The organism is Psychrobacter piechaudii, from assembly GCF_900162825.1.
Taxonomy (GTDB): domain Bacteria; phylum Pseudomonadota; class Gammaproteobacteria; order Pseudomonadales; family Moraxellaceae; genus Psychrobacter; species Psychrobacter piechaudii.
The window spans coordinates 1-13,325 of the sequence record NZ_FUGE01000163.1 but is presented as its reverse complement, the minus strand read 5'-3'; the positions used below and the strand labels follow the sequence as shown (position 1 = coordinate 13,325).

12 protein-coding genes are annotated in these 13,325 nt (G+C 42.0%); 1 reads left to right on the top strand and 11 read right to left on the bottom strand.

The annotated features are described in order from the left end of the window. Both A1019T_RS09345 and thrC read right to left on the bottom strand, forming a co-directional pair. The coding region (locus A1019T_RS09345; protein WP_143514101.1) for a helix-turn-helix domain-containing protein at positions 1–264 on the bottom strand (264 nt) is incomplete at its 3' end. 220 nt (positions 265–484) lie between these two features. Then, complete coding sequence (gene thrC / locus A1019T_RS09340; RefSeq protein ID WP_077451418.1) at positions 485–1,900, bottom strand: threonine synthase; 1,416 nt, start codon at positions 1,898–1,900, stop codon at positions 485–487. A gap of 301 nt (positions 1,901–2,201) precedes the next feature. Here thrC and A1019T_RS09335 point away from each other — a divergent pair, with 301 nt between their 5' ends. Beyond that, on the top strand, positions 2,202–2,489 hold the full coding sequence (locus A1019T_RS09335; RefSeq protein ID WP_007394767.1) for a polyhydroxyalkanoic acid system family protein: 288 nt from the start codon (positions 2,202–2,204) through the stop codon (positions 2,487–2,489). Positions 2,490–2,580: 91 nt separating this feature from the next. Here the strand turns inward: A1019T_RS09335 and A1019T_RS09330 are convergent, their stop codons facing one another. The 9 genes from A1019T_RS09330 to rnpA all read right to left on the bottom strand — a co-directional run bounded on the left by A1019T_RS09330 (position 2,581) and on the right by rnpA (position 13,193). Then, a complete protein-coding gene (locus A1019T_RS09330; RefSeq protein WP_077451417.1) occupies positions 2,581–4,179 on the bottom strand; it encodes a transcription antitermination factor NusB in 1,599 nt (532 codons plus the stop codon). Positions 4,180–4,486: 307 nt separating this feature from the next. Next, entirely contained in the window at positions 4,487–5,539 is a 1,053-nt protein-coding gene (gene fmt / locus A1019T_RS09325) for a methionyl-tRNA formyltransferase (protein WP_077451416.1), read from the bottom strand. A 352-nt stretch (positions 5,540–5,891) separates the two neighbouring features. Beyond that, complete coding sequence (locus A1019T_RS09320; protein WP_077451415.1) at positions 5,892–6,494, bottom strand: riboflavin synthase; 603 nt, start codon at positions 6,492–6,494, stop codon at positions 5,892–5,894. Positions 6,495–6,968: 474 nt separating this feature from the next. Next, the gene (gene ribD / locus A1019T_RS09315) at positions 6,969–8,099 is read right to left on the bottom strand and encodes a bifunctional diaminohydroxyphosphoribosylaminopyrimidine deaminase/5-amino-6-(5-phosphoribosylamino)uracil reductase RibD (RefSeq protein ID WP_077451414.1); all 1,131 of its coding nucleotides are present in this window, start codon (positions 8,097–8,099) and stop codon (positions 6,969–6,971) included. Between the two features lie 119 nt (positions 8,100–8,218). Beyond that, the gene (gene nrdR / locus A1019T_RS09310) at positions 8,219–8,680 is read right to left on the bottom strand and encodes a transcriptional regulator NrdR (protein ID WP_077451413.1); all 462 of its coding nucleotides are present in this window, start codon (positions 8,678–8,680) and stop codon (positions 8,219–8,221) included. Positions 8,681–8,745: 65 nt separating this feature from the next. Continuing rightward, positions 8,746–10,137 carry a tRNA uridine-5-carboxymethylaminomethyl(34) synthesis GTPase MnmE gene (gene mnmE, locus A1019T_RS09305; RefSeq protein WP_077451412.1) on the bottom strand — a complete coding sequence of 464 codons (1,392 nt, stop codon included), beginning with the start codon at positions 10,135–10,137 and terminating at the stop codon, positions 8,746–8,748. A 200-nt stretch (positions 10,138–10,337) separates the two neighbouring features. Further along, positions 10,338–12,050, bottom strand: coding sequence for a membrane protein insertase YidC (yidC, locus tag A1019T_RS09300; RefSeq protein ID WP_077451411.1), 1,713 nt, complete (start codon positions 12,048–12,050; stop codon positions 10,338–10,340). Positions 12,051–12,340: 290 nt separating this feature from the next. Next, complete coding sequence (gene yidD, locus A1019T_RS09295) at positions 12,341–12,721, bottom strand: membrane protein insertion efficiency factor YidD (protein WP_077451410.1); 381 nt, start codon at positions 12,719–12,721, stop codon at positions 12,341–12,343. Between the two features lie 88 nt (positions 12,722–12,809). Beyond that, complete coding sequence (gene rnpA / locus A1019T_RS09290; RefSeq protein WP_077451409.1) at positions 12,810–13,193, bottom strand: ribonuclease P protein component; 384 nt, start codon at positions 13,191–13,193, stop codon at positions 12,810–12,812. Positions 13,194–13,325 lie beyond the last annotated feature (132 nt).

Below are 13,325 nucleotides of genomic sequence, written 5' to 3'. Positions count from 1 at the left end.
TTTTTCTGCTAAAAGACTCTTTCTGCCTCTGCCAGCTGCGTCATAGACACTAGTGATACCATGCAACCAGTATTTCCTTCTTATGGTATAGACGCTTCTAGGGTTGTAGCCAAAGTTCTCTGCTACGGTCGCTATAGGATGACATTGACTCAGTTGATGCAGCATGAGCAGTCTGATTCGCGCTCTGGCATTGCCTTCTGTTTTAGATAATTGCAGAAAATCGTGGTCTGTGAGTTTATGATTTCTAGGGTTTTTTTTCGGCATATGATTCTATTATGTTGTTGAGTTGGTTATATTGTATATTATTTTGTGGAATTGGTATAAGCTATCTAATAAAGCAAGCTTATAAACGATAAATAAAAAAACCAGCAACTCAAAGTTACTGGTTTTTTAAATAAAACGGGTATAAATCAAGCTAAAAGATAAAAATAAATCTAAATAGTTAGATAAGCCCCATCTCAGCCAATTAACATACTCTAGCCCATTAAATAGGCGCAACCACCGCTTTAATCTCATTCGCGACCAAGCTGGCATCATTATCCAACACGGTTACATGCTGTTCTAACGATTCTAAGCCCTTGGTGTGCTCAGGACGCTCAATTTCAATCTCACCCACAGCTTCAAAGATGGTCTCTGAGAACTTAACCGGTAATGCAGTCTCAGCACAGATGATTACCTCACCCTCTTTTTGTAGCTCTTGTGCCACTTTCACCCCATCGGCCGTATGAGGATCAATCAAGTCGTTATAGTTTTCGTATACCGCTTTGATGGTATTTAATCTATCTTGATGCGTTGATTTACCCGCAGCGAAGCCATAACGGTTATTGACCGCGTCTAATACGTCTGATAACTCAAAACCTTTACCTGCCTTCACCCCATCAAACAGCTCATTCACTCGCTTGCTGTCTTTATCCAGCAATAGGTATACGAAACGCTCAAAGTTTGACGCTTTTGAGATATCCATTGACGGACTAGAAGTCACATAAGTTTTATCAGCTGGACGCGGGGTATAAACGCCTTGGTTAAAGAAGTCATTTAACACATCGTTTTCATTGGTAGCGACGATTAAACGCTCAATTGGTAGCCCCATTTCACGGGCAATGTGACCGGCACAGATGTTACCAAAGTTACCTGATGGCACACAGAAGCTCACTTTTTCATCGTTATTTTCAGTGGCAGCAAAGTAACCTTTAAAATAATACACAATCTGCGCTAGGATACGACCCCAGTTGATTGAGTTAACCGTACCTAAGCTATATTTGGCTTTAAAATCAGCATCTTGTTGTAGTGCCTTAACGATATCCTGACAATCATCAAACATGCCTTTGATGGCGATATTGTGAATATTGGCATCGGTTAAGCTGTACATTTGTGCGCGCTGAAATTCACTCATTTTACCATGAGGTGACATCATAAATACTTCGATGTTGTCTTTGCCACGAAGCGCATATTCGGCTGCACTCCCGGTATCCCCACTCGTGGCGCCAATAATAGTTAAGCGCTTGCCTTTTTTCTTTAACACGTACTCAAAAGCATTGCCCAAAAACTGCATCGCCACGTCTTTAAAAGCTAATGTTGGCCCATTAGACAAACCTAGAATATACAAATCATCTTTTAATTGGCGTACGGGTACAATCTCATCGCTACCAAAAACTTCTTTGGTATAAGTACGATTGATAATGTCTTTTAAATCCGCTTCATCAATATCGGTGGCAAACAGGCGCATAATTTCAAATGCCAACTGTGGATAGCTCAGCTTACGCCACTCGTTTAGGGTAGCTGAATCAATTTGCGGATAGCTCTCTGGCAGCATCAAACCGCCATCAGGGGCTAGACCCATCAACAACACATCGCTAAAGTCCATCGGCTCGGTTTGACCACGGGTACTGATATATTTCATGTCTTGTCCTGTCAAAGAATCATATAAAGTTATAGTACAAAAAGAGTAGCATATTTTTAAGTATAAGCCATATCAAATAAACGGCTTATTGGTTTTTGAAGTGATTTTAAACCTCAGTTTTGCAGTTAACCGACCTTTTATCAACTTAAAGAGTGGTCACTTAAAGCTATCAGCCACACTACACAACTCATTTGTTAGTCATACCATTTAATGATATAACTACTTTACTACGTCTGACTAATAATAGTCAGTCTAGAGATTCATTCAATCAATCAAAAACTTATAACAAAGGAATAGCACCATGGCAGATATTGAAATCGAAAAAGAACACAATTTAGAATTTAGCAAAGCCCGTGAGCAAGCTAAAAAGTGGCTTGAGAGTTCCAAAGAAAAGTTTGGTCTTGATGCCACCTATGTGGAAGGCGAGAATGAAGATAATGTCACCATCAGCCGTAAAGGGATTGATGGCAAAGCCACTTTGGATGCCAATAAATTACGCTTTGAAGCAAAACTAGGCTTTCTAGCCAAACCGTTAAAAGGCAAAATCAAAGAAGTATTAGAGTCAGGAATAAGCAAGTATTTTAGTTAATCGGCTTTAGAGTTAATCGGCTATAGCTTAGCGTCATTAGCTCTATAAAAAACCCCATAAGTTGAGTCCAACTTATGGGGTTTAGTTCATTTTAAGTAGACACTTTTCTCAGTACCGCATAATAAAAACCATCGCCACCAGCTACTGGTACAGTTATTTTTTGCTCAGCATCCTGATCCACAGCTATCGGCTCTAAGGCTTCAGTCATTTTATAAACCGGCAAACACTGACGACCCACCGCTTGATCGATACCCCAATTGGTCTGTTCATCATCAAAAGCTACGGCCACTGCATCTTTATGACGCGTCAAGAAAGCTTGCATCTGCTCCACGTTTTCTTGCTTTAATATCGAGCAAGTGACGTATAACAAATAGCCCCCTACTTTTAGCTGTGGCCACAAGTTATCCAAGATTTGCTCTTGTAACTGCGCGGTATGTTGCACATCTTCCTCAGTACGCAATAAGGTAATATCAGGATGACGGCGAATAACCCCGGTTGCAGTACAAGGCGCATCCAACAATATCGCATCGAATCCTCGATCTGAGTCTTTATCGGTTGGCTGAGATTGCCAACTGGTGGCATCAACGCACTCAATATCCAAATGTAGTTTGCTGTTCACAATAGGCGTTGGAAGCTGTAAACGCTCTAAGTTCTCAAAAATACGAGTAATACGTGGTGCTTCGTTATCAATAGCCGTCAGCTCAACTTTGCTTATATTGTTGTTAATAGTATTCTTTTCACCATCAACCTGTTTCACGTGAAACAATCCAGTTTGCTCAGATTCTTGTACACCCAATAATTCAAGCCAATGTGCCAATTTGCCGCCCGGTGCTGCACAGGCATCCAATAAACGGATTGAGTCAGACCCTTCGCGGTTTGCTAACTTATTTTCTAATAAAGACTGAATGATTGGGGCCGCCAACTGAGCATGTGCATCTTGTACGCTAGCAATGCCCTCTTCGAATTCGGGTAAACGACTGACCGGCACACTGTCGATCAGCTCTATTAATTGCTGTTCAATTTCAACCGACTCATCCGCATCGCCCGTTTTTATTGAGGTTTCAAGCGACACCAATTCTGCGTCTATTTCTGCTTCAGCCAACTGTGATAAATAACTTTCACTGTCACTTTGCAGACCATTCACCCGCAAAAACATTGGAGCAGACTGACGCAAACTTTGAGTCAGCTCATCATAATGCTCTCGCCAATCCGCTTTCAACTGCTGAGCTAGCCAATTAGGCAGGCTGTGGTTTCTGTTGGCTTTTTTACGAAACTTATTGGGATTGTTGGCCACTTTACGCAGCACCGCATTGACCAACCCTGAAGCGCGAGCATAATCAATGTGCTTCACTGCCTCTACCGTTTCATGAATGGCGGCATGGTCAGCAACATTAAGATAGAGCAGCTGAGTGATGCCCAGCTGAATGGTAGTGCGAACTTCCAACTCATCAATCGGATTGTCCGCTAAACTGTCTAATAGGCGTGCAGTCGCATGCCAATGACGCAAAGTCGTCAGCAATAAAGCATGAGCAAACCCTTTGTCATCGCCATTTAAACTGTTTAATAAAGGATCTAGCAGGCTGCTAAGTGACTGCCCTTGTTGAATAGATAACAAGGTATTAATCACCGCGACACGGACGTTTTTGTTTTGGGTTTTATTTGGAGTAGTGTTACTTGGTTTGTTGCTCATTTAAATGAATGCCTAATAATGACGGTATATGGTTAGTTTGATGGGTTGGTTTAAAACTTATGGCTTTTATTATCTATAAAACTTTTTTTCTTGCCCTTATACGGGCTTGGCTAATATAACTGAACTGACGTAACTATAGGGTTTTCAATGTTTACAAGGGACTGGTAATCTTTTTTGTATCGACTGGCTTTATCTTCAGACGATGCAAAAGTGATTAACGGTTATATTGTTCATCTCATGCTAGGTAAGTTCAGTAATATAAGGATTTTATAAGCTAATAGCCTAGCTAAAAAACTATATATAAAAGCTACTCGGCTGCGGCAACAAATTTATCGCCATCATCCAGCTGATTGCCATGACACACCTGCTCAGCGGTCACTGGCTTGCTGCCCGCGAACTGCAGTTGAGTCAAACGTAACGTGGTACCTTCGGCATTAGAATCGTTATTTAATTGACCACAAGCGACTAAAATGGCGTTCTTGCCAACACTTATTACTGTACCAGGCTGTGCTACTGTGGTTTGTGACGGATTCACTGCTAATGCAGCCAGCACCTTAACTCGCTTCGGCTCACTTTTACCCTCTGGATCTGCCAAGAAGGTGTAGGCGCCAGGATAGGGATGCATACCTCGTATTTGACGCTCAATCATTTCAGCCGATTGAGTCCAGTCAATTTCACCCTCAGACTTGCTTAATTTTTCAGCATAATTGGCCAGACTATCGTCTTGCTTTTCAGCCTTAGCCTGATAGCTAGGCAAATCTTTTAATACAGTAGTAATGGCCTCAGCGCCCAGTTCTGCCATTTTGTCATGCAAACTTGCCGTAGTTTCGTCAGCAGCGATGTCATACGCTACTTTATAAAGCATATCGCCAGTGTCTAAACCTTTATCCATCTGCATAATGGTGATGCCTGTACGCTCATCACCAGCCAGTAACGCACGATGAATCGGGGCAGCACCACGCCAACGGGGTAATAACGAAGCATGAATATTTAAGCAACCATGCGTTGGGGTCTGTAACACCCCTATTGGCAATATAAGACCGTAAGCGGCCACTACCATAATGTCTGGCTGATAATTCGCTAGGGTTTCACGAGCGGCTTGCCCCTCCTCCACCGACTTTTTAAAAGTGAGCGGCTGTTCAACCGGCAGATTATGCTCAAGCGCCAATTGCTTTACTGGAGAAGCTGTTAGCTTCTGACCGCGACCTGCTTTACGATCTGGCTGAGTGTACACGGCAACAATCTCGATATTGAGCGCCTGTTGCTGTTCAATAAGGGCTTTTAGGCTAATAGCTGCAAATTCCGGAGTACCGGCGAAAATAACACGTTGTTTAGAAGAAGACTGATTTTCAATACTCATAATTTTTATTCGATATATAGATAATAAAGTTAAGTGGGATAGCAGATAATCTAAGCTTAGCCCAACCTTTGTTTCATTATAGTGAAATTATGATCTTCCTGCCATGAAACCTAGGGTAGTCTTTCACTAAACTAAAAACTATCTGCAAAGCGTGGCTTACATTGATTGGTGTAAATCGTGTTCGCTTAACCTCTTATCCAGAAAATCAGCCTCAAAAACCAATCAATTATTAACCACTAAAAAAGCCCTCCTTAGCTGTAAGAAGGGCTTTCAGGGGCGCAACCTATTAATAACAGATAAAATCATTCACAGACCGTAGCGATTTATAATGGTTTATATTACCAAGGCTGACTTATTCAGCACCTACACTCGTCAAACGCTCAAGATAACGCGCAATCAAATCCACTTCGATATTCACTGGACCACCCACTTTCCAGTGACGACCAATATTGGTCACCTCAGCGGTATGTGGAATGATATTTAAGCAAACAATATTGTCTTTAACCAGGTTAGTGGTCAAGCTAATCCCATCTACGGTAATTGAGCCCTTGGTTGCTGCGTATTTTTTTAATGCCTCAGGAATTGAGATTTCTATATAAATAGAACGCGCATCTTCAGTCATTACCTCAATGATGCCTACCCCATCCACATGACCCGATACCATGTGACCTCCAAAGCGAGTGGTTGGTAACATGGCTTTTTCTAAATTCAAGGTATCGCCTTGTTGCCAATTACCCATGGCGGTTTTAGCCAGAGTTTCACGTGAAACATCAACTGCATAACTGTTGTCATCTATATTAACCACAGTTAAGCAAATACCATTACTGGCGATAGAGTCGCCTAGCTTGACATCACTAAAGTCCAAATTATCGGATTCAATAACTAGACGCACATCACCGCCCACTTCCGTAATAGATTTTAAAGTACCTGTACTTTCGATAATACCTGTAAACATACCTACTCCAACTTATTTTCTTTAAATAAAAACGTTCCACAACTAAATGACATTAGACGATGATAAACACCCAAACTCAGATAAATAAAATAAAAACCAATTGTGGATAACTTTTTAAAACCGCTGCTTAAAATGCAGATAAAGGGGGTTGGCTCTATAGTTATCCACAACCTTATTTAAAACTAAAAATTTAGCCACCTTACTCACAGTTCCACGTGGAACCCTTTATTTTCATAACTTTCAGTGAATAACACCTTCCAACCAGTTCCATGTGAAACATAAGTAATCCACAGTTCCATGTGGAACATCGATAAACCGTAAATTATTGCGGGGATAAAATTTTAAAACTGTGGATAACTTTAAAAACCTCCACATACCTCTTAACACTTGTGACACCTACTTTTAGAATAGACTCATTAACTACTTAAAACCCAAATTGAGAAATACTCGATAAAAGTTGACTAAATAACAAGCTTAATTTGCTTTATAAACGAGTTTAAGATCTGTGCCAATCTGAGCACAGTCTATTAATTGAAAACGGCGCTGACAGCTTAGCTTTTCAATATCAACTGTAAGCATGGGTTTAGCACTGTGACCCAATACGCAAGGGGCCTGATACACTATTAATTCATCCACCAACCCGGCCTCAATAAAGCTTCCCGATACTTGAGAGCCCGCTTCAACAAGTACATCATGTATTTGATACTCAGTAACCAGCTTATGTAATAAGTCGGTTAGGTCCGATTCAGTCCACAGTAGAGTATCTGGCATCTCAAAGACCTTATACTGCGCTTTATCTAGTCTTTGTCTTCTATCTAGCACCACAATTCTTGGCTGTGGCACGCTATCTGCCGGTACACCCAACTGATTCGAGCGTACATTTAGGCTAGGATTGTCCTCAATAATGGTCTGGCTGCCAGTGATAATAGCGCCGCTTAAGGCCCGCAACTTCTGCACATCTTCACGCGCTGCTGGGCCTGTAATCCACTTCGACTCCCCAGAGGACATTGCCGTTCTACCATCTAAACTACTGGCAATTTTTAGTCTGACATAAGGCATCTTATGTCGCATAGATTTCAAAAAACCCAGATTAAGCTGCTCTGCCTGCTCAGTACAAACTCCTACTGTCACCCTTATTCCCGCTTTTAATAACATCCCTACCCCTCTACCTGCTACTTTAGGGTTAGGATCTAAGCCTGCTATTACTACTCTACTCACTCCAGAGCTGATTAATGCTTTGGCACAAGGTGGTGTTTTTCCAGTATGGCTACAAGGCTCTAGGGTCACATAAGCCGTTGCCCCTACCACTGACTGTGTAGAATTTCTTAAAGCGAAAACTTCTGCATGAGGCTGTCCTGCTTTGGGGTGAAAACCAGACCCTATAATTAAGCCATTCTCAACTATCACGCAACCTACTGCGGGGTTAGGTCGAGTGGTATACAGCCCTTTTTTGGCCTCTTCTATCGCCAAATTCATGTAGTAAAAGTCTTCTGTTTTAGCCGCTTCAATACCTTCGATATCGGCTAAATAATGACCATGAGAATCCTGTATAGCAGACGCAGAAATTTCAAAGGCAGAAACAGAGTTTACAGATTTGGGAAGCATAAATTTTGGCCCTGTTTAAACTAATAGTTTTTATCACTTTGGATTAAGCTCAATCAAAGCACAGTAGATAAGTCATGAGTAATTGACCAAACTTTGATTTTCCTTAGGTATTGGCGCTGTTATTTGGCGTCTGTAGGCTTGATATTTTGCAGCTCTTGGCGGAAGGCTTCTATATCTTGAAAGTCTCTATAAACACTAGCAAATCGCACATAAGCCACATCATCGAGTTCTTTTAGCTCACTCATTACCACTTCACCCAGTGACTTACTGCTGATTTCACGCTCTCCCAATTGACGGATACGCTTTTCGATACGGCTAATCATCGCTTCTTGTTCATCCAGAGTTACCGGTCTTTTTTGTAGTGGCAATTGAATAGAGCGCCTTAGCTTTTGGGAATCGTAGGGCTCAATACGCCCATTAGATTTAATGATACGCGGCATTACCACCTCTACCACCTCAAAGGTGGTGAAGCGCTCCTGGCATTGGTTACATTGACGGCGGCGACGGACTTGTGCCCCTTCTGCGGCCAGTCTTGAATCAATGACCTTGGTATCATCGGCATTACAATATGGACACTGCATAGTTTCTTCCCATTAATATCAAATTAGTTAGCGATATAAGCGTGAGGTTATAAAAGACAATGCAACTATTTACCAATACAGAAGCTGCCAAATATGCGTCCTAATAGATCATCCGCACTGAATTCGCCGGTGATTTCACCGAGGCTATATTGACCTTGGCGTAGGCTCTCTGCCACCAGCTCACCCGCTTGATAGTCCACCAGTTGTAGATGTGCGTCGTTTAAGTGTTGCTGAGTTCTTCGTAAAGCATCCAAGTGTCTGGTACGGGCAATCAAGCTGTTCTCTGGAGGGTGGAAGCCTACTTTCTCGCATAAAGTATCAATTAAACTTTCAATACCCTCTGATGTTTCACATGAAACATTCACTTGTTCATAACCAGAAACTTCGACTTTATCGGCGGTTTTCTCAGACTGAGCTTGTTCCACAAGATCTCTTTTATTACCAATAAGCAGCAGCTTAGAGGGGTCATAATTAGGGCTGCCATCTTCCTTTTTACCAAACAGCTCTGCTGCTAATTCTAAGGGATTTGCCTGTCTTGATAGGTCATGCACCAATAGCAGTAAATCGGCCTGATTGATGGCGTTACGGGCCCGCTCTATGCCGATACGCTCCACCTCATCTGTGGTATCCCGCAAACCCGCAGTATCGGTCAAATGAATGGTCAACCCATTAAGTACGATGGTTTCTTGTAAGGTATCTCGAGTGGTGCCTGCCACATCGGTGACAATGGCTCGCTCCTGACCCGCCAAGCTATTCAGTAAGCTAGACTTACCCGCATTAGGACGCCCTGCTAACACCACATGCACCCCATCGCGCAGCAATTGCCCTTGCTGAGCAGTCGCTAAAATGGTCTTTAGGCGGTCTTGAATACTCTTTAATTTAGATTCAATCACCCCATCACTTAAGAAGTCCACATCCTCTTCGTCAGGGAAGTCGATAGACGCTTCGACATACAGTCGCAGTTCAATTAAGGCTTCTAGAATATCGTTAATTTTATTTGAGAATTCACCGGTTAGAGATCGAATAGCACTACTTGCAGCCGCAGCACTTGTGGCATCAATGGCATCGGCAATGGCTTCTGCCTGTAGCAAGTCTAGCTTATCATTTTCAAACGCACGATAAGAGAATTCGCCAGGCTGTGCTTGATGCGCACCAAGCTCAAAGACTCGCGCTAGTAGTTGATTTTGCAAGACCATGCCACCATGCCCCTGCAACTCGATAATATCCTCACCAGTGAATGAATAAGGGGCTTTAAAATACAGCACCAGCCCTTCGTCTAACACATTACGCTTGTCATCATAAAATCGACAGAAGCTCGCTAGGCGTGGCGTAAAGCTGTCTTTGCCAGTAAGTTGACAGGCAATATCATAAGCTTTAGGACCGGACAATCTAATAATACCCACCCCACCCCTTCCTAAAGGAGTGGCTATGGCGGCGATGGTTTTAGTATTTGACATAAAAATCAGCTCTAATTAAAGGATTAGCATTTTGGTGTTTTTTTTATAAGTATAGTTATTGATGGTCTTATAGTAGGTGCTAAATAGGCTTTATTCAATGGCCGTTAGTTTAACCCTATCCACAAAACAAAAGCACCTATATGTGACATATAGGTGCTTTAAAGTAGTCATTAAGACATTATAGCGAGAGTATTGGCAGCTTAAGCAGCTCTTCTCTCTGCTTTTTCTCTTTGCTCTCTTTCCACTTTTTTATTCACGATGTACTGTTGTGCCATAGTAAATAAGTTGTTCACAGTCCAGTAAAGTACCAAGCCTGCTGGGAAGAACAGCATGAATAAAGTGAAGATAATAGGCAAGAACTTCATCACTTTGGCTTGCATTGGATCTGTCGGCTGCGGGCTGAACATTTGCTGTGCAAACATAGATGCCCCCATCAACATAGGTAGAATAAACCAAGGATCCATGGCTGATAGATCTTGAATCCATAGAATCCAAGGAGCGTGACGTAGCTCAACACTCTCAACCAATACCCAGTATAAAGCTAGGAAAATTGGCATCTGTAATAAGATTGGCAAACACCCAGCCATTGGGTTCACTTGCTCTTCTTTATAGATGGCCATCATCTCTTGTGACATCTTCATACGGTCGTCGCCATGCTCTTCTTTCAAGGCTTGTAAGCGAGGCGCAATGGCACGCATCTTAGCCATCGAGTAGTAGCTCTTATTTGAGAACCACATTAAGGCAATTTTCACTAAAATAGTTAGGGCAATAATTGACCACCCCCAGTTACCTATTACCTTATGAATGCCTTCCAAGATAGCAAACAGTACTTTTGAGATTGGCCATAAGAAGCCATAATCTACCGTTTTGTTTAGACCCGGCGCTACTTCAAGCAGTGCTGTCTGATCTTTTGGTCCGGCATATAAAGTGGCTCCGATGTCTTTTTGCTTATTCGCAGGAACCACAAAGTTTTGGCTATTCATACCAATGAAGTGGTCGCCACTTCTTTCACGGCTAAAGAATTGACCTGTGAAGTTCTGAGGCGTCCAAGCTGATACAAAGTAATGTTGTACCACACCAACCCAACCTTCATTGCTGGCCGCTTTTAAGTCGCCATCATTGAAGTCTTTAAACTTAAGTTTATTGTAGTCATTGTCTGGTGTACCCCAAGCACCGCCTAAATAGGTGGCCATGCTTAACGCGCCTTTATCTGACATACCAGGATCTTTACTGCTATCACGCTTTAACTGCGCAAACAGTTGACCGTTCCAATCTTTACCGCTGGTGTTGTTAATATTGTAATTAACACTGATAGGGTACTTACCTTCAGTAAAGGTGAAGGTCTTAGTGATGGTCACACCGTCATCTTGTTTATAAGTTAAGGGCACTTCCAACTTTTTCTGACCAGGCTGCATCACATAGCTGTCAGATTGATAGCTGTATTTTGCTCGCCCTGCTGCAGTATCAATACCGTTAGGACCAATCAAACCTGACTGAGCAACATACAGACGTTGACCCGAGTTCTCTAGTAAAACAAACGGCTGTTCACTGTCTAAAGTGGCATCATAGTCACGTAAAGCAGCATAAACGACATCGCCGCCTACGGGATCGATTTTGACTTGATAGCGATCAGTAGTGACATTGATTAAGTCACCTTGTTTGGCATTGGTTGTCTCACCACCCACTTCGCTAGACGGTACATCGGTTGGTGCTGATGCGGTTGCTGCAGGTATATCACTGTCACCGGTACTAGTAGGAATATCAGCACCCGTGTTAGAAGTGGATACAGAAGGGGTTACTGCGTCTGCTGATGTGGCTGGCACATTGGCATAGTCTTTTTGCCAAGCTAGCACCAACAAATATGCGGTAATCAACATCGCAATGATGATGAGCACCCGTAGTATCTTTTGCATAAGATTGTCCTAAACAACTCTAAATGAAGTTTTTAATTAAAAGGGTGGGCTTATTTATCAGGTATTTACCAAAAAAAACCGTACAGTAAATCCTTTACTTTTAGGGCAACTATTGTGAGTGTATTGTCATCTCTGTTGCCACCTTACCCTTAAAATATTTACAAAATGGGGACTATTTTACTAAAAAAGCATCACAAATGATATAGAAGCGATGTTTTTAGCCTTTATTGACGATAAGAAGACATTGATAACCTGTTAATTTGCACTAACTTTTTCAACCTACCTTCTCCCTAATCCGGTAGCCGTGATTTCGAAGGTTGAGCATATTTACTATTAACAGCCGGTGTATAACTGGTTTTATCTTTATAAACCCCGCGTTCCACTATGATTGTTTCACGTGAAACAACAGACTCTGGTAATTCAGTAAAAATCAGTTTGTACAAAGGCAAAGGGACAAAGTCGATACCGTGACCTCCCAAAGGGTGACAGCTACATATTCGTTTAACGGCAAGCCATCCTCCCCGTGCTGGTCCATGCCAAAGCACGGCGGTCTTGCCATACTCAGAGCATGTAGGGTAATAACGACAGCGAGCAGGCAATAACGGACTAATAAAAGTCTGATAGCCATTAATAATAGTTAGTAATAAGCGTGAGAAAAAACGTGACCCCATTCCCCTACTCCTCTTATACCGCAAATATATCACTAACTAAAATCGCATTAGATCAAAACAAAGTAGCTAATTGTCCAATTATGACTGACTAAATTTGGGTTTTGGTTGCCAAATTACGCCGCTGTTTGCTAATTACTTTGGCTAAAATCTCATCAATCTCTTGACGCATTTGATCATTGCTTAAAGCTTTGGTCGACTTTTTTAAAATGAAAACCAAATCTAAGGCAGGTAGTTGCGGATGTCTATGACGGAACTGCTCTCGAATAATACGTTTGATGGTATTTCTCGCCACCGCCCTCGGAATTCTCTTCTTAGTAATGGCCATACCCAATCTGGCTTGCTCGTTTTTAGAGTCGTAAGCAAACGCCATAAAATGAGAATTATGGATTTTGAAAAGGGGCTGATTAAATACTGATTTAAACTCATCAGGCTTCAATAATCTTTTTGCTTTGGGATAACGGTAGTCAGTCATGATAAGTCAACATACAATAAAAGATAACAAGAATTTTGGTACAAATAAGTCGAGAGCAAGCGAATAGGGATTACTTTAACCTCAGCCCCTCATTTTTGCAGGCCATAATCAAAAAAAGCACCTAATAAATAG